Origin of the sequence: Mesorhizobium sp. BR1-1-13, from assembly GCF_020165515.1 — a bacterium.
Lineage (GTDB): Bacteria > Pseudomonadota > Alphaproteobacteria > Rhizobiales > Rhizobiaceae > Mesorhizobium.
Map to the genome: position 1 here is coordinate 24,709 of NZ_JAIUIH010000007.1, position 26,490 is coordinate 51,198.

Annotated in this window: 20 protein-coding genes, 1 tRNA gene and 1 riboswitch; of the genes, 8 read left to right on the top strand and 13 right to left on the bottom strand. The window is 63.6% G+C overall.

Going from position 1 to position 26,490, the window contains the following annotated elements:
• The first annotated feature begins 206 nt into the window (after nucleotides 1-206).
• Nucleotides 207-1,358: a ceramide glucosyltransferase gene (locus tag LB533_RS17365; protein ID WP_140639916.1), complete on the top strand. Its 1,152-nt coding sequence runs from the start codon at nucleotides 207-209 to the stop codon at nucleotides 1,356-1,358.
• A 30-nt stretch (nucleotides 1,359-1,388) separates the two neighbouring features.
• Here the strand turns inward: LB533_RS17365 and LB533_RS17370 are convergent, their stop codons facing one another.
• The gene (locus LB533_RS17370; protein WP_140639915.1) at nucleotides 1,389-2,579 is read right to left on the bottom strand and encodes an O-succinylhomoserine sulfhydrylase; all 1,191 of its coding nucleotides are present in this window, start codon (nucleotides 2,577-2,579) and stop codon (nucleotides 1,389-1,391) included.
• A 57-nt stretch (nucleotides 2,580-2,636) separates the two neighbouring features.
• A riboswitch (SAM riboswitch) is annotated at nucleotides 2,637-2,714 on the bottom strand.
• A 77-nt stretch (nucleotides 2,715-2,791) separates the two neighbouring features.
• On the opposite strand from LB533_RS17370, the gene LB533_RS17375 reads away from it, so the two are divergent.
• Entirely contained in the window at nucleotides 2,792-3,886 is a 1,095-nt protein-coding gene (locus LB533_RS17375; protein WP_140639914.1) for a 2'-deoxycytidine 5'-triphosphate deaminase, read from the top strand.
• Between the two features lie 98 nt (nucleotides 3,887-3,984).
• Nucleotides 3,985-4,758, top strand: a complete 774-nt coding sequence (locus tag LB533_RS17380; RefSeq protein WP_140639913.1) for an ABC transporter substrate-binding protein — start codon at nucleotides 3,985-3,987, stop codon at nucleotides 4,756-4,758.
• Nucleotides 4,759-4,973: 215 nt separating this feature from the next.
• Here LB533_RS17380 and araD1 read toward each other — a convergent pair whose 3' ends face one another.
• The 4 genes from araD1 to chvE form a co-directional block, all read right to left on the bottom strand.
• Nucleotides 4,974-5,966 (bottom strand): AraD1 family protein, encoded by a 993-nt coding sequence (gene araD1 / locus LB533_RS17385; protein ID WP_140639912.1) that lies wholly within the window; start codon nucleotides 5,964-5,966, stop codon nucleotides 4,974-4,976.
• A gap of 201 nt (nucleotides 5,967-6,167) precedes the next feature.
• On the bottom strand, nucleotides 6,168-7,460 hold the full coding sequence (mmsB, locus tag LB533_RS17390) for a multiple monosaccharide ABC transporter permease (RefSeq protein ID WP_140496616.1): 1,293 nt from the start codon (nucleotides 7,458-7,460) through the stop codon (nucleotides 6,168-6,170).
• Complete coding sequence (mmsA, locus tag LB533_RS17395; RefSeq protein ID WP_140639911.1) at nucleotides 7,457-8,989, bottom strand: multiple monosaccharide ABC transporter ATP-binding protein; 1,533 nt, start codon at nucleotides 8,987-8,989, stop codon at nucleotides 7,457-7,459. Before mmsA ends, mmsB begins: the two co-directional genes overlap by 4 nt.
• 98 nt (nucleotides 8,990-9,087) lie before the next feature.
• Complete coding sequence (gene chvE, locus LB533_RS17400; protein WP_140496611.1) at nucleotides 9,088-10,158, bottom strand: multiple monosaccharide ABC transporter substrate-binding protein; 1,071 nt, start codon at nucleotides 10,156-10,158, stop codon at nucleotides 9,088-9,090.
• 289 nt (nucleotides 10,159-10,447) lie between these two features.
• Here chvE and LB533_RS17405 point away from each other — a divergent pair, with 289 nt between their 5' ends.
• Nucleotides 10,448-11,437, top strand: a complete 990-nt coding sequence (locus LB533_RS17405) for a LysR family transcriptional regulator (protein WP_140513261.1) — start codon at nucleotides 10,448-10,450, stop codon at nucleotides 11,435-11,437.
• A gap of 543 nt (nucleotides 11,438-11,980) precedes the next feature.
• On the opposite strand, the gene LB533_RS17410 is transcribed toward LB533_RS17405, so the two are convergent.
• From LB533_RS17410 to LB533_RS17425, 4 genes are all read right to left on the bottom strand, one after another.
• Nucleotides 11,981-12,054: transfer RNA gene (locus LB533_RS17410), tRNA-Gly, on the bottom strand.
• Nucleotides 12,055-12,162: 108 nt separating this feature from the next.
• Nucleotides 12,163-14,055: an acyltransferase family protein gene (locus LB533_RS17415; protein WP_140639909.1), complete on the bottom strand. Its 1,893-nt coding sequence runs from the start codon at nucleotides 14,053-14,055 to the stop codon at nucleotides 12,163-12,165.
• Between the two features lie 202 nt (nucleotides 14,056-14,257).
• The gene (locus LB533_RS17420; protein WP_140639908.1) at nucleotides 14,258-15,748 is read right to left on the bottom strand and encodes a hypothetical protein; all 1,491 of its coding nucleotides are present in this window, start codon (nucleotides 15,746-15,748) and stop codon (nucleotides 14,258-14,260) included.
• Nucleotides 15,749-15,818: 70 nt separating this feature from the next.
• Nucleotides 15,819-16,847: a glycosyltransferase family 2 protein gene (locus LB533_RS17425; RefSeq protein WP_140639907.1), complete on the bottom strand. Its 1,029-nt coding sequence runs from the start codon at nucleotides 16,845-16,847 to the stop codon at nucleotides 15,819-15,821.
• Nucleotides 16,848-17,293: 446 nt separating this feature from the next.
• On the opposite strand from LB533_RS17425, the gene LB533_RS17430 reads away from it, so the two are divergent.
• Complete coding sequence (locus tag LB533_RS17430) at nucleotides 17,294-17,557, top strand: DUF6460 domain-containing protein (protein WP_140496599.1); 264 nt, start codon at nucleotides 17,294-17,296, stop codon at nucleotides 17,555-17,557.
• 3 nt (nucleotides 17,558-17,560) lie between these two features.
• Here the strand turns inward: LB533_RS17430 and LB533_RS17435 are convergent, their stop codons facing one another.
• Nucleotides 17,561-18,463: a histone deacetylase gene (locus tag LB533_RS17435; protein WP_140639906.1), complete on the bottom strand. Its 903-nt coding sequence runs from the start codon at nucleotides 18,461-18,463 to the stop codon at nucleotides 17,561-17,563.
• Nucleotides 18,464-18,595: 132 nt separating this feature from the next.
• On the opposite strand from LB533_RS17435, the gene LB533_RS17440 reads away from it, so the two are divergent.
• Nucleotides 18,596-19,936: an MATE family efflux transporter gene (locus tag LB533_RS17440; protein ID WP_140639905.1), complete on the top strand. Its 1,341-nt coding sequence runs from the start codon at nucleotides 18,596-18,598 to the stop codon at nucleotides 19,934-19,936.
• On the opposite strand, the gene LB533_RS17445 is transcribed toward LB533_RS17440, so the two are convergent.
• Together LB533_RS17445 and LB533_RS17450 are read right to left on the bottom strand one after the other, a co-directional pair.
• Complete coding sequence (locus LB533_RS17445; protein ID WP_140639904.1) at nucleotides 19,929-21,008, bottom strand: quinone-dependent dihydroorotate dehydrogenase; 1,080 nt, start codon at nucleotides 21,006-21,008, stop codon at nucleotides 19,929-19,931. The genes LB533_RS17440 and LB533_RS17445 overlap by 8 nt on opposite strands.
• Complete coding sequence (locus LB533_RS17450; protein WP_224677811.1) at nucleotides 21,005-21,355, bottom strand: DUF952 domain-containing protein; 351 nt, start codon at nucleotides 21,353-21,355, stop codon at nucleotides 21,005-21,007. The genes LB533_RS17445 and LB533_RS17450 overlap by 4 nt, the downstream gene beginning before the upstream one ends.
• Before the next feature lie 106 nt (nucleotides 21,356-21,461).
• Here LB533_RS17450 and LB533_RS17455 point away from each other — a divergent pair, with 106 nt between their 5' ends.
• Together LB533_RS17455 and LB533_RS17460 are read left to right on the top strand one after the other, a co-directional pair.
• On the top strand, nucleotides 21,462-21,896 hold the full coding sequence (locus LB533_RS17455) for a hypothetical protein (RefSeq protein ID WP_140639902.1): 435 nt from the start codon (nucleotides 21,462-21,464) through the stop codon (nucleotides 21,894-21,896).
• Nucleotides 21,897-22,023: 127 nt separating this feature from the next.
• Nucleotides 22,024-22,683, top strand: a complete 660-nt coding sequence (locus tag LB533_RS17460; protein WP_140639901.1) for a response regulator transcription factor — start codon at nucleotides 22,024-22,026, stop codon at nucleotides 22,681-22,683.
• A gap of 170 nt (nucleotides 22,684-22,853) precedes the next feature.
• Here LB533_RS17460 and LB533_RS17465 read toward each other — a convergent pair whose 3' ends face one another.
• Complete coding sequence (locus tag LB533_RS17465; protein ID WP_140639900.1) at nucleotides 22,854-26,360, bottom strand: PAS domain-containing hybrid sensor histidine kinase/response regulator; 3,507 nt, start codon at nucleotides 26,358-26,360, stop codon at nucleotides 22,854-22,856.
• Between the last annotated feature and the right edge of the window lie 130 nt (nucleotides 26,361-26,490).

Genomic DNA, 26,490 nt, shown 5'->3' on the forward strand with positions numbered 1-26,490 from the left:
TGGAACATTCGGCGCTCTTTGCGGTTCGATCAACCGTGCGCGTCCGAGTTGCCACCTCGAGGGGGCAAGTGCCGACAAACAATGTCATTTGAGTGACACATGACAATGATGGTGTGCACCAGCAATGCCGGGCGACTCGGGCGCTCTGTCGAACTGTCGAAAACGGCCGCCAGGCGGGCCGGTTTTTCTGGAGTGACCGGATATCGATGGAACTCGCTCTCATAACCGGCTCGCTTTCGATCGCTCTCATCGCCTCAAATCTCGCCAGCATCCTGCTCGCCTGTTCGCGCCTGAAACGGCGCGCCGCCATCGCGCCGCCGGCCGGCAAGCCGCTGCCTGTGTCGATCGTCATCCCGGCGCGCGGCGTCGAGCCGTTTACCCATGAGACGCTTGAGCGCGCTTTCTCGCTCGACTGGCCGCGCTACGAACTGATCTTCTGTGTCGCCCATGCCGACGACCCCGCGGTCAAGCCGATCCGCGCCGCCATCGCCCGCTTTCCAGCCGTGCCGGCCCGCCTGCTTACCGGCGACGACCGCATCAGCGCCAACCCGAAACTGAACAATTGCGTCAAGGGCTGGGAGGCTGCGCGCCACGACTGGGTCATTCTCGCCGATTCCAACGTGCTGATGCCGAAAGACTACGTCCAGCACCTGATGGCGGCATGGCGGCGGGACACCGGCCTGGTTTGCTCGACGCCGATCGGTTCGCGGCCCGACGGCTTCTGGGCAGAAGTCGAATGCGCCTTCCTCAACACGCTGCAGGCGCGCTGGCAATATGCCGGCGAGGCGCTTGGCCTCGGCTTTGCCCAGGGCAAGAGCATGTTGTGGAACAAGCAGATGCTCGACGCCAATGGCGGCATCCGTGCGCTCGCCGCCGAGATCGCGGAGGATGCCGCGTCGACCAAACTGGTCAACAGGCTGGGCCTGCGCGTCAATCTCGTCGCTTCGCCTTTCGAGCAGCCGCTCGGGCAGCGCATGCCGGGCGAGATCTGGTCGCGCCAGGCCCGCTGGGCGCGCCTGCGCCGCGTCACCTTTCCGCTGTTCTTCGCACCCGAGATCCTGACCGGCGTGGCGGCTCCGCTCGTGCTGGCGCTGATCGCCGCAGCCAGCGCCGGCGTCAGCCTGCCCATGACAGCGCTCTGCGTGCTGGCGCTCGCCTACCTGCCGGAATGCATGCTCGCCTCGGCAAAGGGCTGGTATCTGTCGCCGCGCATCGTCACCGCGATGATCGCACGAGACCTGATGTTGCCCGCCATCTGGGCGCGCGGCTGGCTGGGTCGTGCGGTCGACTGGCGCGGCAACGCCATGACCATCGGCACCAAGGCGGCTGAACTGGAAGAGACGCCATCGCGCGCCTGATCGACGCGGACGACGATGCCTCGACCGGCCTTATTTGGCGGCCTCAAGCGCCTGCGCGATGTCTTCCAGCAGATCGTCGGTATCCTCCAGCCCGACCGACAGCCTGAGCGTGCCGGGTCCGATGCCGAGCTCGGCGCGCGCTTCGTCGCTGAGGTTCTTGTGCGTCGTCGTCGCCGGATGGGTGATCAGGCTTTTGGCGTCGCCGAGATTGTTCGAGATCAGGACGATGTCGAGCGCGTTCTGCAGGGCGAAGGCACCCTGCTTGCCGCCCTTGACGTCAAAGCAGATCAGGGTGGAGCCGCCCGACATCTGCTTCTTGACGATATCGGCCTGCGGATGGTCGGCGCGGCCGGGATAGATGACGCGGGCGATCTCCGGCTGCTCGGCCAGGAAATCGGCGATCTTGCCGGCGCTCTCCGTCTGCTGGCGCACGCGCAGCGGCAGCGTTTCCAGGCCCTTCAGCAGCGTCCAGGCGTTGAACGGCGACAGGCTGGGGCCGGTATGGCGGAAATAATCGTGCAGGTTTTCGTCGATCCATTTCTTGTCCGACAGGATGACGCCGCCGAGACAACGGCCCTGGCCATCGATGTGCTTGGTCGCCGAATAGACCACGACATGCGCGCCGAGCTGCAACGGCTTCTGCTGCAGCGGCGTGGCGAAGACATTGTCCACGACCAGCCGCGCGCCGATCGAATTGGCAAGCGAAGCGACGGCTGATATGTCCACCACCTCAAGCGTCGGGTTGGTCGGGCTTTCCAGGAAAAACAGCTTGGTGTTGGGCCGAACCGCCTTTTCCCAGTTGGCAATGTCGGTGCCGTCGACCAGCGTCGCCTCGATGCCGTAACGCGGCGCCAGCGTCTCGACCACCCAGCGGCAGGAGCCGAACAGGGCGCGCGCCGCAACGATATGATCGCCGGCCTTGACGCTGCACAGGAGGGCTGCCGTCACCGCCGCCATGCCGGACGCGGTGGCGCGCGCGTCCTCGGCGCCTTCGAGCGCGCACATGCGCTTCTCGAACATGTCGACGGTCGGATTGGCATAGCGCGAATAGATGAAGCCCGGTTCCTCGCCCTTGAAGCGGGCTTCGGCGGCTTGGGCCGTCTCATAGACATAGCCCTGGGTCAGGTATATCGCCTCGGAAGTTTCACCGAAGCCGGAACGCAGGGTCCCGCCATGCACGAGTGCGGTCTGAGGCTTCCAGTTGCGCGTCTTGCTCGTCATCGTCCTATCCAAACACAAAAAAACCGGCCGCGAAAAAGTCGCAACCGGTCCATACGGCCTTGCGGCCCGACGGTCCTTTAGCGACTTGTTTAACGTGGCTGCAAGCCGACCGGCCAAATCACCACGGGATAACGACCCTTTAGACCCGCGCCACGCTTGCGTCAATTGCCGGCTTCATTAAGAGACTTGTACCAGCAGAGCGGAGCCAGACTTTGCGGCAGACAGGAATTCTTCCCGATCAGGACATTGCGGCGCTGTTCCAGTCCGGCGCGCTGAAGTCGTCGCGTGCGCTCGACGCCGACCAGATCCAGCCGGCCAGCCTTGATCTGAGGCTCGGCCAAAAGGCGTGGCGGGTGCGCGCGTCCTTCCTGCCGGGTCCCAACCACAAGGTCAGTGAAAAACTCGACCGGCTGAAGCTGCACGAGATCAGCCTGGCCGACGGCGCCGTTTTGGAAACCGGCTGCGTCTACATCGTGCCCCTGCTCGAAAGCCTGGCGCTGCCGGCGGAAATTTCGGCGTCCGCCAATCCCAAGAGCTCGACCGGGCGGCTCGATATCTTCACCCGCGTGATGACCGATCGCGGCCACGAGTTCGACAAGATCGCCGCCGGCTATCATGGTCCGCTCTATCTCGAAGTCAGTCCACGCACCTTCCCGATCGTCGTGCGCGCCGGCTCGCGCCTTTCGCAGATACGCTTCCGCACCGGCAATGCGCTGCTCTCGGAAGCAGAGTTGCATCAATTGCACCGGGCCGAAATGCTGGTCGCCACCGAACCGCCGAACATTTCCGGCGGCGGCATCGCATTGTCGATCGATCTCAACGGCGACAGTGACGGGCTGGTCGGCTATCGCGGCAAGCACCATACCGGCCTCGTCGATGTCGACAAGCGCGCGGCGCAGGAGATCGTCGACTTCTGGGAGCCGATCCACAAGAGCGGCGCCGGCGAGCTGGTGCTCGATCCGGACGAGTTCTACATCCTCGTCAGCCAGGAAGCGGTGCATGTGCCGCCGCTCTACGCGGCCGAAATGACGCCCTTCGATCCACTGGTGGGCGAGTTCCGTGTCCACTATGCCGGCTTCTTCGATCCGGGCTTCGGCCATTCGGCGGCCGGCGGCACCGGCAGCCGCGCCGTGCTCGAAGTGCGCAGCCATGAGGTGCCGTTCATCCTCGATCATGGCCAGATCGTCGGCCGGCTGGTCTACGAGCATATGCTGAAGCGGCCGCAGGCGCTTTACGGCACCGAGCTCGGCTCGAACTACCAGGCGCAGGGCCTGAAGCTGTCCAAGCACTTTCGCGCCGCGCCCTGAACGCTCATCACCGTCAGGCAAGATACTTGCCTGCGCCGGCTCGCCATGCTTGGCTGCCTCGCCGGCCGCCGACGTGGCGGCGCTCAAGGGGAATGAAAATGCAGATTTCGAAATGGATCATATCGGCGGCGGCCGCCGCCATGCTGACGCTTGGTGCTGGCGCCCTGTCGGCGCATGCGGCGGAGAAAATCAAGATCGGCACCGAGGGCGCCTATCCGCCGTTCAACACCATCACGCCCGACGGCAAGGTCGAGGGCTTCGACATCGACATCGCCAACGCCTTGTGCGCGCAGATGAAGGTCGAATGCGAGATCGTCACCCAGGACTGGGACGGCATCATCCCGGCGCTGCAGGCCAAGAAATTCGACGCCATCATCGCTTCGATGAGCATCACCGAGGAGCGCAAGAAGCAGGTCGCGTTCACCCACAAATACTATACGACGCCGCTGTCGCTCGTCGCCCTCAAGGACAGCGACATCGCCTCGACCGAATCGGCGGCACTCGCCGGCAAGACGGTCGGCGCCCAGGCGGCGACCACGCAGGCTAACTACGCCCAGGACGTCTATGGCAAGGCCGGCGCCGAAGCGAAGCTCTATCCGACCCAGGAAGAGGCAATCACAGATCTCCAGAACGGCCGCCTCGATGCCGTCCTTTCCGACAAGTTCGTGCTGATGGACTGGATGAAGAAGGCGAGCGACGGTTGCTGCAAGATGGTCGGCGACGTCAAGGGCACCGAGACCGAAGCCGGCATTGCCGTGCGTCTCGAGGATACGGCGCTGCGCGACAAGCTCAACGCAGCCATCGACGCCATCGTCGCCGACGGCACCTACAAGAAGATCCAGGACAAGTATTTCGATTTCGATATTTATTGAGATCTGAGACGCTTCTTACCTTCTCCCCTTGTGGGAGAAGGCGGCCTCGCGAAGCGAGGTCGGATGAGGGGTGTTCCAGGGAACGCCAACGCCTCACTCCGGCCAGCACCCCTCAACCGTCTCGGCGCTGCGCGCTGGTCCACTGCCCTGGGGCGAGCCACGGGTCTCGCCCCTCCCTTCGGACCCCACAGGGGAGAAGGAAGTGATGTCCACCCTCACAGCGCCTTCACCGCCACCTTCACCGGCTGCTCGATTTCGAGCGGATTGCGCAGCGGCAGGCCGAAATCGCCGGCCTCGATCTCGAACACGTCGCCGGCCTCGGTCTTGATTCCGTCGGCGAAGGACAGGGTCGCGGTGCCGAACATGTGCACATGCACGTCGCCCGGCTGGCGGAAAGCCGAATATTTGAAATGGTGGTGTTCGAGATTGGCGATGGTGTGCGACATGTTCGCTTCGCCCGACAGGAACGGCTTTTCCCACATCAGCTTGCTGTCGCGCCAGATGCGTGAGGAGCCCCTGATGTCGGCGGGCAGGTCGCCGACTAGGATCTCCGGTCCGAAGGAGGCGTTGCGCAGCTTGGAATGGGCGAGGAAGAGGTAGTTCACGCGTTCGGTCACATGGTCGGAGAATTCGTTCGACAGCGTGAAGCCGACCCGGAACGGCGCGCCGTCGTCGCCGATGACATAGATGCCGGCCACCTCGGGCTCCTCGCCGGCGTCCTTGGCGAAGGCCGGCGACATCAACGCGGCACCCGGCGCCACGGCCATCGTGCCGTTGCCCTTGTAGAACCATTCTGGCTGCACCCCGATCTGGCCTTTCGCGGGTTTGCCGCCTTCCAGCCCCATGCGGAACATCTTCATGGAATCGGTGAGCTGCTCCTCGCCGTCGGTGCTGAGCTTCTTGTGCATGGAATCGCGCGTCGCTGCCGAGCCGAGATGCGTTAGCCCCGTGCCGGTCAGATGCAGATGCGCCGGATCGGGATGATTGATCGGCGACAGCAGCCGCCCCTTCTTGTAGGCGGCGTCGAGATCGACGGTCTCGCCGAGCCCCTTGCGTTCGATCAGCGCGGCAAGGCCGACGCCGGTACGAGCGGCTTCCATCGCCAGCGAATAGACGCTGCGCGCGCCGTTGATGATCCGGGTCTTGCCGCCCGTGCGGGCAACGACACGGATGGTCTCGGCGTCGTCGAGAATCTGCGAGATCAGCATGATCAGTCCTCTCTCATATGTCTTGGCATGGCTGCCTTCTGGCAAACCCTGACCTGCGCGGCTCGGACTGGCCGTGCCACGGGTTGAACTCTTCGTCCGGATTGCGCTCGCGAGCCCGGTCCCTGAAGGACTTCTTCAAGCCGGCGAATTGCCGGCAGCGCCGCGACCGTATGCCTCCTGCTTGCCTCGCCTGAAATCTGTTCAGGCCTTGTTCTTGTTGTAGACGTCGAAGATAACGGCGCCGAGCAGCACCAGGCCCTTGACCACTTGCTGCCAGTCGACATTGACGCCCATGATCGACATGCCGTTGTTCATCACGCCCATGATGAAGCCGCCGACCACCGCGCCGATGACCTGACCGACGCCGCCCATCGCCGAGGCGCCGCCGATGAACACCGCGGCGATGACGTCGAGCTCGCTGCCGAGGCCTGCCGCCGGCACGGCCTGGCCAAGGCGCGCCGCGATGATCAGGCCGCCAAGCGCCGACAGCACGCCCATATTGACGAACACGTAAAGCGTCAGGCGCTCGGTCTTGATGCCCGACAACTGCGCGGCCTTGGCATTGCCGCCCATCGCATAGATGCGACGGCCGATCGTCATGCGCTTGGTGACGAAGACGAACAGCGAGATCAGCAAGCCCATGACGAGCAGCACCACCGGCAGGCCTCGATAGCTGGCGAACTGGTAGACCAGGAACAGCGCCAGCGCGCTGCCGACCAGCGTCTTGATGACGAACAGGGTAAAGGGCTCGGCCTCATAGCCGTGGCGTTCGCGTTTGCGTCGCGTCCGCAGCCCGAAATAGGCATAGGCCAGCACGGCGATCAGGCCCAGCACGATCGTCGTCATGTGCAACGTCAGACCGCTGCCCATAATCGTCTTGCCGGCTGCATTCACCGTTGGCGGGATCAGCGTCAGCGGTCCGATGACATCTGGAATGAAGCCGGAGCTGAGCGCCTTGAACTCGGGCGGCAGCGGTCCGACCGAAGATCCGCCGCCGAGCAGCGCCTGGCAGATGCCGCGGAAGATCAGCATGCCGGCCAGCGTCACGATGAAGCTCGGTATTCGGTGATAGGCGATCCAGTAGCCTTGCGCCGCGCCGATCAGCCCGCCCACGATCAGGCAGACGATGGAAACCACCAGCGGGTTACTGAATATGCCGAGAGGCCAGATCACCATCATCATCGCCGCCAGCGCGCCGATGAAGCCGGCCACGGACCCCACGCTGAGGTCGATATGGCCCGATACGATGACCAGCAGCATGCCGAGCGCCATCACGATGATGAAGGAGTTCTGCTGCACCAGATTGCTCAGGTTCACCGGCTTGAACAGCGTTCCCGAGGTGGTGAACTGGAAGAACACCATGATGGCGATCAGCGCCAGGATCAGGCCGTATTCGCGCAGGTTCGTCGCCAGCGCCGATACGGCGATGCGCGGACGCTGCCCTACATCTTCGGCGACGTTGCTTTGCGGGGCGGGGGCGCTTTCCGTGCTCATGCTGCTTTTCCTTCTCCCCGAACGATGGCGCGCATTATTCTTTCTTGGCTTGCGTCCGCCGCGGGCATTTCGCCGACGATGCGGCCTTCGTTCATGACATAGATGCGGTCGGTGATGCCGAGCAGTTCTGGCATTTCCGACGAGATGACCACGATCGCCTTACCTTCGGCGGCGAGGCGCGCGATGATCGTATAGATTTCATATTTGGCGCCGACATCGATGCCGCGCGTCGGCTCGTCCAGGATCAGCACTTCCGGGTCGGCGAACAGCCATTTCGACAGCACCACCTTCTGCTGGTTGCCGCCGGAAAGATTGCCGGTCATCTGATAGACGCTGGAAGCGCGGATGTTGGTCTGCTTGCGATAGTCGTTGGCGACCGCAAGCTCGCGCAAATCGTCGATCACGCTGTGGCGCGACACGCCGCCGAGATTGGCCAGCGTAATGTTGTGCTTGATGTGGTCGATGAGATTGAGGCCGTAGGTCTTGCGATCCTCGGTCACATAGGCAATGCCGTGTTCGACCGCCCTGCTCACCGAGGAGACGTCGATCGGTTTACCCTTGAGCAGCACCTCGCCGGTGATGCGGCGCCCATAGGAGCGGCCGAACAGGCTCATGGCGAATTCGGTTCGCCCGGCGCCCATCAGCCCGGCAATGCCGACCACCTCGCCCTTGCGCACATTGATGTCGATGCCCTTGATCACCTGCCGCTCGGCATGGAGCGGGTGATAGACCGACCAGTTCTTCACCTCGAACACGACCTCGCCGATATCAGGCTCGCGCGGCGGATAGCGGTCGTCTAGCGAACGGCCGACCATCGAGGTGATGATGCGGTCTTCCGAAATGTCCTTCCTGGACAGCGTCTCGATGGTTCGCCCGTCGCGGATGACGGTCACCTTGTCGGCGACCCGGTTCACCTCGTTGAGCTTGTGCGAGATCAGGATCGAGGTCATGCCTTGCCGCTTGAATTCGAGCAGAAGGTCGAGCAGCGCCTGGCTGTCCTTTTCGCTGAGCGACGCCGTCGGCTCGTCGAGGATCAGGAGCTTGACCTCCTTGCTCAGCGCCTTGGCGATCTCGACCAGCTGCTGCTTGCCGACACCGATATTGGTGATCAGCGTCTTGGGGTCCTCCTTGAGGCCCACCTTCTTCAGCAGGGCGCTGGTGCGGGCCTCATTGGCGTTCCAGTCGATGATGCCGTATCGGGCGTGTTCGTTGCCCAGGAAGATGTTTTCGGCGATCGACAGCATCGGCACCAGCGCAAGCTCCTGGTGGATGATGACGATGCCCTTGCGTTCGCTGTCATGAATGCCTTTGAACTGGCATTCCTGGCCCTGAAAGATGATCTGGCCGTCATAGGTGCCGGAGGGATAGACGCCCGACAGCACCTTCATCAGCGTCGATTTGCCGGCGCCGTTCTCGCCGACCACGGCGTGGATCTCGCCTTCCTCGACCCGAAGGTTGACGTTCGACAGCGCCTTGACGCCGGGAAACGTCTTGGTGATGTCCTGCATCTCCAAAATCGTCGAGGCCATGGTAAAAGTGCTCCTGCGAGACCCGCAACAATACCGGGGTCGCTGGTGAACGAAAAGGGGCCCTGCGTTGCGCAGGACCCCTGGTTATGCAACCGAATTTACTTCAGTTCGTCGGCCTTGATGTAGCCGGAGTCGACGACCAGAGCCTGGTAGTTCGACTTGTCGACCTCATGCGGCGTCAGCAGGATCGAGGGAACGACCTTGACGTCGTTGTTGTAGGTCTTGGTGTCGAGGCCTTCCGGCTTGCCGCCCGAGAGCACCTTGTCGACGAGCTCGACGGTGGCCTTGGCCAGTTCGCGGGTGTCCTTGAACACGGTCGAGTACTGCTCGCCCGAGATGATCAGCTTGACCGAGGCGGTCTCGGCGTCCTGGCCGGTCACGATCGGCCACGGCTGGGCTTCCGTGCCGTAACCGACGGCGCGCAGCGAGGCGGTGATGCCGCGCGACAGGCCGTCATAGGGCGACAGAACGCCGTCGACGCGGCTGCCGTCCGAGTAGTTGGCCGACAGCAGATTGTCCATGCGCGCCTGGGCGGTGGCGGCGAGCCAGCGCAGCGTGCCGACCTTGTCCATGCCGGTCTGGCCGGACTTGATCTTGATCGAACCGTCGTCGATCAGCGGCTGCAGGACGGAAATCGCGCCATTGTAGAAGAAGAAGGCGTTGTTGTCGTCGGGTGAGCCGCCGAACAGTTCGACGTTCCACGGCTTGGTATTCGGGAAGCGCTCCTTGAGGCCCTTGACCAGCGAATTCGCCTGGATCACGCCGACGCCGAAATTGTCGAAAGTGGTGTAGTAGTCGACATTAGGCGTCTTCTTGATCAGGCGGTCATAGGCGACGACGACGACGCCGGCGTCAGCGGCCTTCTGCAGCGCATCCGACAGGGTGGTGCCGTCGATCGAGGCGATGATCAGCGCCTTCGGACCCTTGGTGATTTCGTTTTCCAGCTGGCTGAGCTGGTTGGGGATGTCGTCCTGCGCATATTGCAGGTCGACCGTATAGCCCAAAGCTTCGAGCTGGGACTTGACGGCGTCGCCGTCGTTGATCCAGCGCTGCGAGGTCTTGGTGGGCATCAGCACGCCGACGAGACCCTTGTCGGCGGCGTGCGCCGAATAGGTCATGGCAGCGATGCCAAGGGCCGCGACGGCGGCCAGCGTCTTGATGATCTTCACAATTACTCTCCCTGGTTGATGGACGCGACACCTCGGGGCTTCGCGGGCCGCGCAGGCGAGCAGGAGCGCAAGCGCCGCTGTCGTCTATCGATCTCCGGTATCCTCCCAATCGGCCCTGGGACTGATTTCAATCGACACGATTTTCCTCGTCATCGACTGGCACGCCCCAGGACGCGCGAAGGGTGTGTCCCTTTGCCATAACTGTCAAATGCGATCTTTGATGATTGCTATACCGAAACTGGTATACGTTGACGCTGAACTCAAGGGCATTGGGAGCGTAGGGAAATCCATGGCAACGTTGCGCAATCCTGGCGGGATTTCAGAAGGTTACGAGGTGCTCCCCGGTGACGGCGAGACCCTGCTGCGCAGCGGCCTCAGCCTGCGCCATATGCGCATGATCGTAGCACTGGACGATCACGGCCGGGTCAGCTCCGCCGCCCAGGTCATGAATATCTCACAGCCGGCGGCCTCGCGCATGATCGCCGAGATGGAAGCCGTGCTGGACGTCACGCTCTGCGAAAGGCTGCCGCGCGGCGTCACCTTGACGCCCTATGGCAAGGCGTTGGCCAGGCGCGCGCGCTCCATCCTTTTGGAGATGCGCGAGGTCGATCGCGAGATCTCCGAACTCAAGGCGGGCAAGGGCGGCTCGGTGTTCCTTGGTGCGGTGACGGCGCCCGCGATCGAGCTCGCGGTGCCGGCGATCCGCGAAATCCGCCGCATCTACCCGCGCATCGAGATCACCATGCAGGTCGAGACCTCCAACGTGCTGGCGCGCGAGTTGATCGCATCGCGCCATGACTTCATCATCGCGCGCATCCCCGACGATCTCAACCCGCGGCTGTTCGAGTCCCGTGTGATCGGCGTCGAGAAAGCCTGCCTGATCGTGCGCCGGGGCCATCCGCTGACCGAGGGCAAGGCGGTGCGGTTGGAGGAGACCGCGGCCTATGACTGGGTTTTCCAGTCCGGCGGCTCGCCGCTGCGCCAGGCCATGGAGAGCAATTTCCTGAACCGCAACATCGCGCTGCCGGACCGCATCCTCAACACCAGCTCGCTGCTCCTGACCCTGGTCATGGTCGCGCACTCCGACGCCATCGCGCCGGTCTCGGTCCAGGTGGCGAAATTCATCCAGAATCCCGAAGGGCTGGCCGGCGCCATCGATGTCGTCCAGACAGAATTCGACATCGAGGTCCGGCCTTACAGCCTGATCACGGTGAAGAACCGCGCGCTGTCGCCGGCGGCGAAGATGCTGCATGACTTCATCCTGCGCGAGGTTGGGTGACCGGAACAAAAACCAGGTAAGTGCGTTCAAACGCCAGTCGGCGTTGGCGCCGGAGCTCGTTTTGAGCCGGGGAACGATACGCCGATGGCAAACAACTCGGGAGATTTTGATGGAACGTCGGTTGTTTCTTACTGGAATGCTTGGCGTCGCGGGGGCAGTTGCTTTTGCAGGCCTGGCCAGGCCCGGCAGAGCAGTTGCCGGGGTCCCGAACGGCAACGGAATCCTTGACGAGCTCGACAAGGACGACCTCGACAGGGCGGATGCGGCCGTCTTCGAAGGAGACGATCAAGCCGAGGTGGAGCAGATCTCGCATCGCCGGTGGCATCGTCCCTATGGACGGCGTAGGCGTCGCCGCGTCTGGCGCAGGGTCTGCCGCAGCTATTGGCGTCGCGGCCGCCGTCGTGTCCGCTGCTGGCGCAGGCGCGTCTGGGTCTGGCTCTGAAGCCATGCCGGGAAAACGGCTTGAGCGGTTTTCCCGGAATTGCGCACGAACACGATAGTTGAAGCGGCTTGGCAAGGGCGCAAGCCCCTTGCACCACAAGCTGGAGCGGGTAGCGGGAATCGAACCCGCGCGTTCAGCTTGGGAAGCTGACAGGCTACCATTACATCATACCCGCGCAGCAGGTTCGTTACCATGAGGGCTGGCCATCGGGCAATCGCAAAGCGGCTTACTTTCCACACGGTACCGTCCCCGCGACCAGCGCGCCGCATGCCGGTTCCATCGGCTATTTCACTTTCGCGATCTCGGTGCCGGCGGCAAAGCTCGGCCAGTATTTCGAGATGGCGAGTGCTGCGCCCGCGGAGGAGAAGTGACCATAGTCGAAATAGAGAAATTGCTTGTTGCCGGCATCGGCATACGAGCAGCCTGTGGCGTCGCACAGATAGGTCAGCGGGTCTATGAAGTCAGCGCCTTTGACGAAGGGCAGCACCCGCTTGTTGATGTCCGGGTCCATGGCCATCGGCCAGGACATGTTCGCGGTATCTCCCCGTCTTGCGAAGAAGGCGATTTTCTGGACGTCGGCGATGAATTCGGGCGACTGGCCGATGACGTAGACCTTGACGCCCATCTGGCGAAGCCGGTCGATCGTCTTCTGGAGACCGCCGAAGCCCCTGACCTGGTAGTCGGTCCATCGGCCACTAAGGATCACCGCCTGAATGTTGGCTTCGCGGATGATCGACAGGGCCCGTTCGTTGAAGCTGGTACAGGCAGGTCGGGCGTAGGAAAAATAGGTCAGGTCCGGAGGGCAGCCGGCATAGGTATATTGGATGACGTTGGCCTGGATTTTCTGGGCGTTGGCTTCAAGTCCCGAGACATAATGGGCGGCGAAGGAATCGCCCCACAACAGCACATTGGTGGCAAAGCCGCGCGTTCGGGTGCAGGCGGCAACATTCCAGTCCTCGATCCGGTTCGAGCCTTCGTTGAAACAGATGCCGTTGCGCCAGTCGCCAACCTGGATACGTTCCGTTGAAAAGTCCGGGAAGCGTTGCGGAAAACCGTTGCCGAGCGCCCCGGCCACGCCGCCGACGCACAGCAGGACGATCGCCGTCGCGGAAAAGGCGAAGATGGGCAGCGGCGCGGTGTAGGCCCGTTTCCGCCGAAACGGCTGCTCGACATATTTCCACGAGAACGTCGCCAGGGCGAAGCTCGCCACGGTCATGGCGATGATCGTCGGCACGCCGATGGCTTTCAGCGAAACGTAATGGACGAAGGAATTGATCGGCCAGTGAACGAGGTAGAGCGAATAGGAAATAAGGCCGATCCAGACCAGCGGCGGAAACTGCAACACCCGCGTGGCGATGGTTGCCGGCCGCTGTTCGCCCGCCCTGTCGTGGCCGGCATAGATGAGCAGGGCGGTGCCGATGCAGGGGAACAAGGCATTGTAGCCCGGAAACGGGTCGCTCTCCGAAATCGTGACGAAGCCGAAGGCGATCATGGCGAAGCCGGCGAGGCCGATCAGTTCCATTGCCGGCCGGCTGGCAAGTGCCGGCGGCTTTCTCAGCATCAGCATGGCTCCCAGCGCCAGTTCCCAGATGCGCGTCGGCAACAGGTAGAAACCCGCCGTGGGCGCCATCGAGGTCGCCATGACCGCCAGGGCGAAACTGCCGATCGCGATCGGCAGCAATATCGTCAGCCAGCGTTTCGAGGCATAGCGATAGATCAGGTACACCAGTATCGGCGCGAAGATGTAATATTGCTCTTCGACCGAGAGCGACCATGTGTGCAGCAGCGGCCGCAGCGCGGCATCGATCGAGAAATAGTTCGTCGTCTTCCAGAAATAGATGTTCGACCAGAAAGTCGAGGCAGCGATGACGCTGAGGCTGAATTCGTTGAGGTCCGACGGCAAAAGGATGAACCAGGCGGCAATGCTTGCTAGCACGATGACGAAGGTCAGCGCCGGCAGGATGCGCCGCGCGCGGCGCCAATAGAAGCGGCCGATCGAGAACTGGCCGCGTTCGAGATCGTCGAGCAGGCTGCCGCTGATCAGATAGCCTGATATGACGAAGAAGATGTCGACGCCGGTGAAGCCGCCTGGGATGGCGGACAAGCCGAAATGAAAGAGGACGACAGGCAGCACCGCTATGGCCCGCAGGCCGTCGATGTCGCGTCTGTAGTTCATGCGATCGGTTCGAGCGCCGTGGCCGGCGACAGTCGTGGCGCATCCGGTTCACCGGCCCATGCGGCGGCATTGCGGCGATGCGAGAAAGCCTTGGTTCTCGGTCCCACTTTGTTCGTCCTCTCCGGTGCAATTTGCTGCACCGCAACATCGGTGTCAAGGCGAATGCTGGAGGGCCGAAGCCGGTTTGGGCCGGCGCCGCAGATCAGGCACCGGGCAGGTAGATCACGGCGTATTCGTCCGCGTAGGCCCGCTTCCAGCCCAATTGCTCGAAGAAGGGAATGCGGGCGTCGCCGGCCGCCAGCAGCGCCCAGCCTATGGCGTATTTCTTCAGCCGGGCCTCGAGCAGTGGTTTGCCGTCACTGTGTCCGGTCGCGTCGTCGGTTTTCGTGAACCCGTCCAGGAACAGCTGGTCCGTCCTGCCGTCGATGTAGGTCTTGATCCCGTGGAAGATCAGCGTGCCGCCGAAATTGTAGGAATTCAGCACGTTGCCGGACAGGTGCTGATCCCTAGCGAAGGCGAGTGCTCCGCTGGCGGACGTCTTCGGGCTCGGCGCGATCTGTTGGACACTGCCGAGGACCGAGACCGCGCCGATCAGCAGGACGGCCACCGCGCCTGAGATGGCGTAGTAATGCCTGGCGAGGACTTTTTCCAATCCGTCGCGCTTTTGCGCTAGCCAGGTCGCGGCTGAAAGTGCGGGATATTGCTGTGCGATCTCAACCATGATCACCAGCGGAACCAGCAGGAAGAACAGATACATGAACCGCTGGTGGCTGAGATAGGCATGCAAGGTGAAGACGATGAATAGCGCCTTGGCCCAGCCGATCCGCAGCCGTGACACCAACAACCCGAAAAGCGCCAGCAGCATCACAGCTTCCTTGATGAGCTCTTCCTGAGCGTTGAAGGGCCGCCACTCCAGGATAAGCGGCACCGCCTCGTTGCCATAGGCGACGGTAAGCGTCGCCAGGATGGCCTTGACGCCATAGGGATGGACCAGGCTGACCACCGGGCAAAGCAGGCCGAACGCGATCCATTTCGCCAGGAGAACCGGTTTCGACAGGCCTGTGCGCGACAGGAGATACAGACCGGCAAAGCCGGCGATGACGAAGCTCAAGGTGAATGTGGCATGCAGGTTCGCCCACAACACAACGAGCGCGAGCAGCCACGGTGATGGCGCTCTTTCCTCCTGCGCCGCGCGAAACAGCATTGCCGTCCAAATGACGATGATCGGCAAAGTGAAGACGTGGGGGCGCGCCGTATAGATCGGGGCGACAAGGAAAGCCGCGACGAAAGCCAGCACTACCGCCAATACCGGCTTCAGCCATGCGCTGAGGAACCATCCCATCAGGAAGACTGTCAGGCCGATCGTGGCGATGATCAGCGTGACGACGCCATTCCAGCCTCCGGCGCCATAGGCGAGGGCCAGAAGCACCTGCCCCAGCCATTCCTTGGCGATCCAGGGCTGGCCGGCGAAGGTATACGAATAGGGGTCGACGGTCGGAAATGTCCGGTTCGCCAGGAAATCCAGCCCTACCTTCACCTGCCACCAGCTGTCAGGATCCAGAAGGAGGGAGTTGGCATGCCTCATCAGCACGTAGGCAACGGTGCAGGTGCAGAAAAGACAGAACAATAGTCTGCTGCGCTGTGCGTCTTCGAGCGACGGCGCAGCCATCGCGATTGCCGTGGCCTGATTCATGTCGCGGCTCCCGGCCATTTTCGCGTTCGTTCCGGTCGAGAGGTCCCGTTGCGGCCGGTCGGTCGTCGCCTTAGCCACGCGCGGCTCTCTTCACCATTTCCTGGAGGCGGTGGACAGGCAGGTCCTGGTTTTCGACGGCCACATCGCTTCGCGAAACGATCTCGTTGACGAAATAGAGCGGCCGCCGCTTCGTCTCCATGTACATCCGGCCGAGATATTCGCCGAATATGCCGAGCACCAGAAGCTGAACACTGCCCAGGATCAGCATGATCGCGGCAAGGCTGGTCCAGCCCGGCAGCACGTTTCCCAGCGACCATTCGAGCAGCGTATAGCCGAGCACGACCATCCCCAGCACGCCGGAAAGCATCCCCAGAAGCGAGGCGAACCGCAACGGCGCGATGGAAAAGCTGGTCATTGCGTCGACAGCCAGAAGAACCATCTTCTTCAGCGGATAGTGGGTGGCGCCGGCGAAACGCCGTTGCCGTTCATAGGAGAAGGCGGCCTGTCTCAGCCCGATCCAGCTCACCATGCCGCGAATGAACCTGTAGCGCTCCGGCATGGCGTTCAGATGGTCGAGGGCGCGGCGGCTCATCAGCCTGAAATCACCGGTATCCGGCGCGATCTCGACGTCGACCATCCGGCGCAGCAGCCGGTAGAACATCGACGCGGAAGCCAGCTTGAACCAGCCTTCGCCATCACGCTTGACCCTTTGACCGTAAACGACGTCGAAGCCTTCATCCATCTTCGCCATCATCGCGCCGAGCAGTTCAGGCGGATCCTGGAGATCGGCATCGAGAATGAGGATGCGCTGGCCCCGGCAGAACTCCAGCCCCGCGCTCAGCGCGATCTGGTGGCCATAGTTGCGGGCAAGGTCGATGGCGACGACATGGTCGTCCTTTTGCGCCAGTTCGAAAACGGCCTCGCGGGTGCCGTCGGTCGCCCCGTCGATGACGAGCACGATCTCGTAGGAAGGGTTTTGCGCCAGGCAAGCGGCGGTGACGCGTCGGTGAAGCTCAGCCACGCCGTCCCGCTCGTTGTAGCACGGCACGACAACCGAAAGCATGACCGCGCGGCGCGCGCCGATTTTTTCCGCTTCCATCAAAGCCTGGCTCCCGCTCCAGGAATGGCAATAGCGGCAATTGGTTAGAAAACAGATAAGCCAGCCGCGATCAGCCGCCGCCGCCGGCCCGCTCGCCTGCCATGCGCCTGTGGTCGCCGGCTTGGTACCAAGGCACGATCCGCGTTAACGGGTTCCTTCGGAGCTTTCGACGGCGTGCTGTTGACGGAGCCTTGAATGGAAAAACCCGCCTGTGCGGCGGGCCCTTGGCGCAACTCAGCACCATAACCGAATATCTACCATAGTTGCCTTCACCCCGTCAAGGAAAAAATTCCTACCATGAAAAGCTGCCGGCACAGTCGGGCCGGCCCTCACAGGGTTTGTCAGCCAAGGTTCGGCGCCTCGGCCCGCCCGGCTTGAAGCGGGGCGGCCAAGTGCGTATTTCTGATCCTGTCGCCGAATCGGGCGATCAGAGCCGGAGACAGGTCTTGTCCGCATTGACGCGCTTTCTCGGCGACACCCCGCTCAGGGTACTCCTGAAGTTGCTGGTGGTGTCGTTCCTCGTCGGCCTCGTCATGACCGCCTTCGGCTGGTCGCCGATGGACGTGCTCTACGGCATCCGCAAATTCTTCCTGGATCTCTGGAATCTGGGCTTCCATGCCATCGACCGCTTCCTGGGTTATATTCTGCTGGGTGCGGCGATCGTGGTTCCGGCGTTCATCCTGCTCAGAATCGCCAACTACAGGAAATAGCGGTCAGGCGTAGTCCGCCGCCGCCTCGAACAGAATGGCATGGCGCGCCGCGAGCGCGGCTACGTCGGTCGAATAGCCGCCGCCGATGACGCCGCATAGCGCGATGCCGCGCGAGCGGAAGTGACCGATCACCATGGCGTCGCGGGCACGAAGCCCGTCGTTTGAAAGCGCCAGCCTGCCGAGCCGGTCCTCGGCATGGACGTCGACACCGGCATTGTAGAAAACGATGTCCCAGCGCGCATGGGCGGACAGCTCCGGCAAGATGGCGGCCAGCCTTTCGAGATAGGCGCCATCGCCCGTGCCGTCGGGCAGTGCGACATCGAGATCGGAGGCGATCTTGCGCGCGGGATAGTTGCGCTCGCCATGCATGGAGAAGGTGAACACGCGCGGATCGGCCGCCAGGATATCCGCCGTGCCGTCGCCCTGATGCACATCCAGATCGACCACGAGTATGTTCCGCGCCGCGCCTTCGGCAAGCAGCACCAGGGAAGCGACGGCGACATCGTTGAAGGTGCAGAAGCCCGCGCCTTGCGCGCGGCGCGCATGATGGCTGCCGCCGGCTGTGTTGCAGGCAATGCCGTGGCGCAAGGCCAGCCGGGCCGCCAGTACGGTGCCGCCGGTGGCGAGTTGGGCGCGCGACGAGACGCGCGGGCCGACCGGAAAGCCGATCTCGCGTTCGATCTTTTCCGGCACCGAACAACTGATGACCTGGTCGACATAGTCTGCCGCATGGGCAAGCCTCAGCCACAGCGCCGGCGCCGCTTCCGGCATGCTGAGCGCCCCCTGCACGGCCAGTCCGCGTACGCGCAAAGCCTCCATCAGCAGCGGATATTTGCTCATCGGAAAGCGATGGTTGACGGCGAAGCCGGCGTCGTAGTCGGGGTGATGGACGATCTGGAGGGGCATGAACCGGATCCGGCGGCTCGCGCCAGACCGGAATTTCGGTTGGCCGCCATGGCAAGGATGGATTGCGCGGTGGCCGGAAAATGGGGCACACCGGCTGTTCGATCAAGCCGCAATCAGCAAGGCAGCAGTTCTTTGGACAAGGGTGCAATCCCAGCCGATGCCAGCTCTTTTGTCGTCACCAACCGCACGGTTCTCGTCATCGCCGTGCCGATGACGCTCGCCTACCTGACGACGCCGCTGCTCGGCATGGTCGATACGGCTGTTGTCGGACAGCTCGGTGACGCCGCCTTGCTTGGCGGCCTGGCGGCAGGCGCGCTGGTCTTCGACGTCGTCTTCACCACCTTCAATTTCCTGCGCTCCGGCACCACCGGTCTGGTCGCCCAGGCTTTCGGGCGCAACGACGCGCTGGAGGAACAGGCGGTCTTCTGGCGCGCCGTGCTGATCGCTGTCGTCGCCGGCATCGTGCTGGCGGCGCTTTCGCCGCTGATCGCGGCCGGCGGGCGGTGGTTCATGGATGCCGGGCCGCGCGTCAGCGAGGCGATGGGCGTCTATATCGGCATCAGATTGCTCGCGGCACCTTTCTCGCTGATCAACTACGCCATTCTCGGCTATGTCCTCGGCCGAGGCGAGGGCGGGCTCGGGTTGGTGCTGCAGCTGGTGCTGAACGGCATCAACATCGCGCTCTGCATCCTGCTTGGCCTGGAGCTTGGCTGGGGTGTCGCCGGCGTCGCCTGGGCAACCGTCACCGGCGAATTCCTTGTCATGCTGCTTGGCCTCGCCATCGTCGTCAGGCGGTTCAGGGCAAGCCCGCCCGTGCCACGCCAACGCCTGCTCGACATGAGCGCGTTCCTGCGCATGCTGTCGCTCAACCGCGATATCATGATCCGCTCGTTCTCGCTGCTTGCCGCCTTTGCGCTGTTCACCCGCCAGGGTGCGCAATTCGGCACGGTTACGCTGGCCGCCAACGCCGTGCTGATGAATTTTTTTCTCGTCGCAGGCTATTTCCTCGACGGTTTCGCCACCGCCGCGGAACAACTCGCCGGCCGCGCCGTCGGTGCGCGGGCTGAGCACCCGTTCCGGCGCGCGGTGCGGTTGACCTTGTTCTGGGGGTTCGGATTGGCGGGCGCCGCAACCTTGGTGCTTCTGCTGGCCGGTGTCAATCTGGTTGCCGTCGTTACAACGTCGCAGGAAGTCCGCTCGGTGGCCGACACCTATCTGCCCTGGGCGGCCTTCACCGCGCTGAGCGGCGTGCTGGCTTTCCAGATGGACGGCATCTTCATCGGCGCGACCTGGTCGCGCGACATGCGCAACATGATGCTTTTGTCTTTCCTGGCCTTCGCCGCCGCGCTGATTACGCTGGCGCCCGCTTTCGGCAATCATGGCCTGTGGGCGGCATTGCATGTCTTCCTGCTGGTGCGTGGCCTCAGCTTGGCTGCCATCCTGCGGCTGCGGCTGCGGACGGCGTTCAGTTGAGCGGCCTTGAAGCCCATTGGTCGAGATGGCGGTCGCGCAAGTCGCTGATGGAGTTGAGCCGTTCCGTGTCGGCGAAACGCGCCATGCCGGCGACGATGCGCCCCGGCAGCGCCGGCCCGGCATAGATCATGCAGGTGTAAAGCTGGACGAGATCGGCGCCTGCGCGGATCTTCTCGAGCGCCGCCTCGGCGGAGTTGACCCCACCCACGCCGATGATGGCCATGTCCGGCCCCAGCAGCCTGCGCATACGGGCCAGCACGATGGTCGAGCGCTCGAACAGCGGCCGGCCGGAAAGCCCGCCGGTCTCGCTTGCCGCGCCGCTGGAGCGTAGCGCCGGGCGAGAAATGGTGGTGTTGGAGACGATGATGCCGTCTATGGCCTTATGGGTGACCTCGGCGGCGATGTCTTCCAGCTCGGCTTCGACCAGGTCCGGCGCAATCTTGAGAAACACAGGCGGCTGCCTTGCCGCCACCGCGCGCGCGGCCATGACGCGCGACAAGAGCTCGCCAAGCTGTTCGCGCGCCTGCATGGTGCGCAGGCCGGGCGTGTTGGGCGAGGAAATATTGACGGTGAGATAGCTGGCGTAAGGCGCGAAGCGGATGACGCCGCGCTCATAGTCGCCGACACGGTCGGCGCTGTCCTTGTTGGCGCCGATGTTGATGCCGACGATGCCGGAGCGCCCCTTGCGGCCGACCAGGCGTTTCTCGGCGGCCGCATGGCCTTCATTATTGAAGCCGAGCCGGTTGATCACCGCTTCATCCGCCGGAAGCCGGAAGATGCGCGGCTTCGGATTGCCAGGCTGCGGCAGCGGCGTCACCGTGCCGACCTCGGCAAAGCCGAAGCCGAGGCCGAGCAGCGCATCGGGCACCTCGGCGTTCTTGTCGTAACCGGCAGCCATGCCTAGCGGATTGGGGAAATCGAGGCCGCAGAGGCTGACCTTCAGCCGCGCATCGCGCGCCGTCCGTGCGCCGACCGGCAAGCCACAGCGCAACGCCGCGATCGACAGGCCATGCGCGGTTTCCGGGTCGAACGTGAACAGCAGCTTCTGGCCAATCCGGTCGAGCACGCTCATTCGGCCTCCAGCGCCGGGAACTGGTGGGTGCCGTCGGCGCCGAGCGGCAGCGGCCGGACCCACAGCACGGCTTTCAGGTCGAGCACGCCGTAGAGGTGCGGAAACAGCGCGCCGCCGCGCGAGGCCTCGTATTTTAGCGCGTCGCCCAGGCTGGCCCCGTCTATGGCGGCCAGCAGAAGCCCCGCCTGGCCGGCAAAATGCTTCGCCGCCGTCTCCTTGACCTGTGCCGCCGTGGAGAAATGGATGAAGCCATCGGCGACATCGATCGGCGCTCCGGTGAAGCGGCCCTCCGCTTCGGCCTCGCGCCAGGGCGCTTGCGGGGTTATTTTGTAGATAATCTGAGACATGGTTGCGCTATAATCCGAACCAGCCGTGCGGGGAAGGCCATGCCAAGGATCTTCCCCATTTCCGGCGCAAACATGCGATATCTCAGCCCTGGCCATGGAGGACAACATGCGTCTGCAGCACATCTTGATCCCCGCCGCGCTCGTTTCGCTGGTCGCGGCGTCCGCCTTTTCCGAGGAGACCGACCGCTACCGTCTGGAGAAATCCGCCAACGGCTATGTCCGCATGGACACGCAGACGGGCGCGATGTCGATCTGTGAGGAGCGCTCCGGCCAGCTCGTCTGCAAGGTGGCGGCCGACGAACGCGCTGCCTTCCAGGACGAAATCGACCGCCTGCAAACCTCGATGAAGGCGATGGACGAACGCGTCACAAAGCTCGAGAATTCACTCTCCGCCCGCCTCGAATCGCAATTGCCGAGCGAGGAGGATTTCAACAAGACGATGAGCTACATGGAACGCTTCCTGCGCGGCTTCATGGGCATCGTCAAGGATATGGACAAGGATAGCGGCGACGGCGCCAAGCCCAACGCCCAGAAGACCTGAAGACAGGCTTCTTGGGGAAAATCCGGTGCGCCGGCTTTGCCGCTTGAAAACAGCGGCAAGCGCCGCATAATCGCCCGACTGGTCCCAAGAAAACAGAAGACCATCAAGGGGATCCGGGGAGGGATATTTGCCGTCAGGCTATTCTTTCGTCATCGCCGACGATCATCCGCTGTTTCGCGGTGCGCTGCGCGAAGCGCTTGCCGGCATTGGCAATGTCGCCGCCATCCACGAAGCCGGCGATTTCGAAAGCGCCAAGGCGCTACTCGTGGCCAACGAGGATGTCGATCTGGTGCTGCTCGACCTGTCGATGCCGGGCGCAAGCGGCCTCTCCGGCCTGATCTCGCTGCGCGGCATCCATCCGGCGGCGCCGCTGGTGGTGGTCTCCGCCCATGACGACCCGGCGACCATCCGGCGCGCGCTCGACCTCGGCGCGTCCGGTTTCATCTCCAAATCGGCCAGCATGGAGGAAATCCGCGACGCCGTGCGATCGGTCCTTGCGGGCGACATCGCCGCACCTGCCGGCATCGATCTCGGTGTCGAGCGCGATCCCGAAATATCGGACCTGATCAAGCGCCTGCAGGCGCTCACGCCGCAGCAAACCCGCGTGCTCGGCATGCTGGCGGAAGGCCTTCTCAACAAGCAGATCGCCTACGAGCTCGGCGTCTCCGAGGCGACCATCAAGGCCCATGTCTCGGCGGTACTACAGAAGCTCGGCGTCGACAGCCGCACCCAGGCGGTGATCCTGCTGTCCAAGATCGGCAGCGATCCGCTGCAGCCGGTGAGCTGAGCGCCCGAGCCTGGCGGATGGTTATTCGGATGTCGACCCGGCGACCAGTTTTTCGGAAAAGCCTCGCCCATCAGCAGAGATAGGCGCCATGATGCGATGGCCGAGATGTTTTGCGCCTATCTCCAAGCCTGGGCGCCGTCGGCGGGCCGAAATGAAATGAAATCTGACAACTACTCCGCCGCCGGCGCCAGCGGCCTGACCCTGGCCATCATCGAGCGCAGCACGGCCGGTTTGAGCGGCTTGTTGATCACCGGGATGTCGAGTCCGGCTGCTGCCGTGCGTACCTCGTTGGAGCGGTCGGCGGTGACCAGCACGGCGGGCAGGTCGTCGCCGTGGATCGCTCGCAGCCTGACGATGGCATCGAGGCCGGTTTCGCCATCGAGGTGATAGTCGGCAAGGACAACGTCCGGGCGGCGGAGCGCGATATCCAGGTTCTTTGTGCCGGACACGGTCTCGACGGCGCAGCCCCAGCCTTCGAGCAGCAGCCGCATGCCCTCAAGGATGCGGGCGTCGTTGTCGATACAGAGCACGCTCAGCCCGGACAGCGACGCCGCCACGCGGGCCGGCGCCCTGGTTTCGACCTCGCGTTTCGGTTCGTCCACGGCTGCCACCGGCAGGATGACGGAAAAGCGCGTGCCCTTGCCCGGATTGGAGAAAATACGGATCTCAAGCCTCAGCACCCGTGCGATGCGGTCGACGATCGAAAGGCCGAGACCGAGACCCTCGGCCTCGCGCGCGCCTTCGTCCAGCCGGGTGAATTCGCGAAACACCGTGTTCAGCTTGTCGCCGGCAATGCCGATGCCAGTGTCGATTACCTGGATTTCCGCCAGTTCGCCACGCCGTCGCACGCCAACCAGGATGCGGCCGCGACGCGTGTATTTGATGGCGTTGGAAACGAGGTTCTGGATCAGGCGGCGCAACAGGTTGCGATCCGTCACCACCGTCAGCGACGAGGGCATGATCGTCAGCTTGAGTTGCTTTTCCGCGGCAAGCGGCCGGAAATCGTTGCCGATCTGGCGCAGCAGCCCGTCGAGGTTGAAGGCCGTGTCGTCCGGTTTCATGGCGCCGGCATCGAGGCGGGAAATGTCGAGCACGGCGCCCAGAATGGTCTCGACCGATTCCAGCGAGGAGTCGATGTTGACCGCGGCCTTGCCGGCCGGGCCCTTGCCGGCCTTTTCGATCAGCGACGAGCAGTAGAGCCTGGCAGCGTTGAGCGGTTGCAGGATGTCGTGGCCGGCCGCGGCGAGGAAGCGCGTCTTGCCCAGATTGGCTTCCTCGGCCAGCATCTGCGCCTGTGCCAGTTCCTCATTGACCCGGGTCAACTCCTCGTTGACCCTGGTCAGTTCGATGGTGCGGGTCTTCACCCGCTGTTCCAGCGACTCGTTCGCCCGCTTCAGCGCCAGGTCCTGCTCGACGCGGCCGGAAATGTCGGCATAGGTGGCGACGATGCCGCCGTCCGGCATCGGGTTGGAGCGCAGCTCCAGGATCCGGCCGCTGGTCTTCAGTTCCATCTGCCAGGGGCTGACGAAGCTGGTCAGCCGGTTGAGCATCGTCACCCGCTGGTCGGTCGGGATATCGCCGCGCTCCGCCAGATGGCGCAGGATCTGGTCGAGCGAGACGCCGACCTGGCCCATGTCGTCGGGCAGGTCGAACAGCTCGCGGTACTGGCGATTCCAGCAGATCAGCCGGAAATCCCGGTCGAAGACGGTGATGCCCTGTTCCATCTGGTCGAGAGCGATCTGCAACAGGTCGCGATTGTGTTGCAACGCTTCCGTGGCGTCGTCGAGCAGCCGGAAGGCATCCCTGGATTCGCGGTCGTGGCGGCGAAACAGCAGCGACAGGATCAGCCGGGCCGACGAAGAGCCGACGGCACTGGCCAGAAGCTGCTCGGAAAAGCGGATGACGTCCATGCTGGCCTGCTCATTGCCATGCAGGATGACGTTGGTGGTCTTTTCGAAGGACTGGAACGACCGCTCGGTCCGCTGCACGCCGAGATAGCGCGCAATCGTGTCCTTCAGGTCGTTGACGGTGACGGCGGTGCGGAAGCGGCGCAGGCTGGGCATCGGCCCGGCCTCGCGCGGCACGAAGATCGACGCCTGGATGCGCTCCAGCGGCACCGCGGCGCGCGACAGCGAGCCCAGCACGAAAAACAGTGCGTTGATCGACAGGCTCCACAGCACGCCGTGGTTCAACGGCTCCGCGACGGTGCCGAACAGCGCCTGCGGCCGCAGCGCCTCGAAGCCGAACAGGCCGTGCACCAATATGCCGGTCTCGGGCGCGACGAGCGATGGCAACAGCAGCGTGTAGCCCCAGATCAGGATGCCGGCGACCATGCCGAGGGCCGCACCCCTGCCATTGGCGCCGCGCCAGATCAGCCCGCCGATCAGCGCCGGCGCGAATTGCGCGATCGCCGCGAACGACATCAGGCCGATCGACGACAGCCGCGCGCTGTCGGTACTCTCGCGGTAGTAGAGGAACGCGATGAAAAGCATGATGAAGATCGATGCCCGCCGCACGTTGAGGATGAGCGTCGACCAGTCCTCGTTTTCGGAAGACGTCGTCCTTAGCAGCCGCCGCACGAACAGCGGGATGATGAGGTCGTTGGAGATCATGATCGACAGCGCCACGCTCTCGACGATGACCATGGCGGTTGCCGCGGACAGGCCGCCGATGAAGGCAGCCATGGCCAGGAAATCGTGACCGCTGAACAAGGGCAGCGACAGCACATATAGGTCGCTGCTCGTCTTCGTGCCGACCAGCGACAGGCCGGCGAAGGCGATCGGCAGCACGAACAGGTTAATCGCCACCAGATAGAGCGGAAACACCCATGTCGCGGTGCGCAGTTCCGCCTCGCTGCGGTTCTCGACGATGGTGACGTAGAATTGCCGGGGCAGAAGGATGATGGCGAAGCCGCTCAGGCAGGTCAGCACCAGCCAGGTGGCGAGCGACGTCGAATAGCCCATCGCCTGCCGCACCTGGCCATTTTCGGCCAGCTTGCCGAACATGTCGCCGGGCCCGCCGAAGACCAGGAAAGTGACCATCAGGCCGATCGCCAGAAAGGCGGCAAGCTTGACCACGGTTTCGACCGCCACCGCAAGCACCAGCCCGTCCTGGTGCTCGGTGGCGTCTGCATGGCGTGTGCCAAACAGCACCGCGAACAGCGCCAGGAGCATGGCGACCACCAGCGAGATGTCGCTGACGAAGGGGTCGAACGAGGGCGGCGAGCCGGTGTAGTGCTCGACCATCAGGCTGACGGAACCGGAGATCGCCTTCAGCTGCAGCGCGATATAGGGCACCGCGCCAATGGTCGCGATCAGCGTGGCGATCGCGGCCACGGTGAAGCTCTTGCCATAGCGCGCGCCGAGGAAGTCGGCGATCGAGGTGATCTTCTCTGTCTTGGCCAGCCGCACGAGGCGGTTGAGCAAGGGAAAGCCGAACACGAACACCAGCACCGGGCCGGTGTAGATGCCGAGGAATTCCAGGCCGCGCTCCGAAGACAGGCCGACAGAACCGAAGAAGGTCCAGGAGGTGCAATAGATGGCCAGGCTGAGCGCGTAGATGAACGGGCGCGCCCGTCCAGGCCCGGAGCTGGCCGAGCGGCGGTCGCCAAGGCTGGCGATGGCGAACAGAAGCGTCACATAAGCGATCGCGATGACAACGATGAACAAGCCCTGCACGGCTCGCGCTTCCTCCCTGGCCGGCTCGACGTCCGCTCACCGCGCACGCAACCACAGCTTGGAAGCTGAGTCCATCGCGGCGTTCGGCGCATGGACGTCTGATGATGCGGGTAAAAACAAACCGGTGCCT

Coding starts and splice junctions, on each gene's coding strand:
- araD1 (WP_140639912.1), bottom strand. CDS start 5,966: ATGCTGATCTCGCAGATTCTCGACGACGCCGAGACCATCCGTGTCGTT.
- LB533_RS17370 (WP_140639915.1), bottom strand. CDS start 2,579: ATGACGAGCAAGACGCGCAACTGGAAGCCTCAGACCGCACTCGTGCAT.
- mmsA (WP_140639911.1), bottom strand. CDS start 8,989: ATGGCCTCGACGATTTTGGAGATGCAGGACATCACCAAGACGTTTCCC.
- LB533_RS17420 (WP_140639908.1), bottom strand. CDS start 15,748: ATGAATCAGGCCACGGCAATCGCGATGGCTGCGCCGTCGCTCGAAGAC.
- LB533_RS17425 (WP_140639907.1), bottom strand. CDS start 16,847: ATGGAAGCGGAAAAAATCGGCGCGCGCCGCGCGGTCATGCTTTCGGTT.
- LB533_RS17415 (WP_140639909.1), bottom strand. CDS start 14,055: ATGAACTACAGACGCGACATCGACGGCCTGCGGGCCATAGCGGTGCTG.
- LB533_RS17405 (WP_140513261.1), top strand. CDS start 10,448: ATGGCAACGTTGCGCAATCCTGGCGGGATTTCAGAAGGTTACGAGGTG.
- mmsB (WP_140496616.1), bottom strand. CDS start 7,460: ATGAGCACGGAAAGCGCCCCCGCCCCGCAAAGCAACGTCGCCGAAGAT.
- LB533_RS17380 (WP_140639913.1), top strand. CDS start 3,985: ATGCAGATTTCGAAATGGATCATATCGGCGGCGGCCGCCGCCATGCTG.
- LB533_RS17455 (WP_140639902.1), top strand. CDS start 21,462: ATGCGTCTGCAGCACATCTTGATCCCCGCCGCGCTCGTTTCGCTGGTC.
- LB533_RS17435 (WP_140639906.1), bottom strand. CDS start 18,463: ATGCCCCTCCAGATCGTCCATCACCCCGACTACGACGCCGGCTTCGCC.
- LB533_RS17445 (WP_140639904.1), bottom strand. CDS start 21,008: ATGAGCGTGCTCGACCGGATTGGCCAGAAGCTGCTGTTCACGTTCGAC.
- LB533_RS17365 (WP_140639916.1), top strand. CDS start 207: ATGGAACTCGCTCTCATAACCGGCTCGCTTTCGATCGCTCTCATCGCC.
- LB533_RS17450 (WP_224677811.1), bottom strand. CDS start 21,355: ATGTCTCAGATTATCTACAAAATAACCCCGCAAGCGCCCTGGCGCGAG.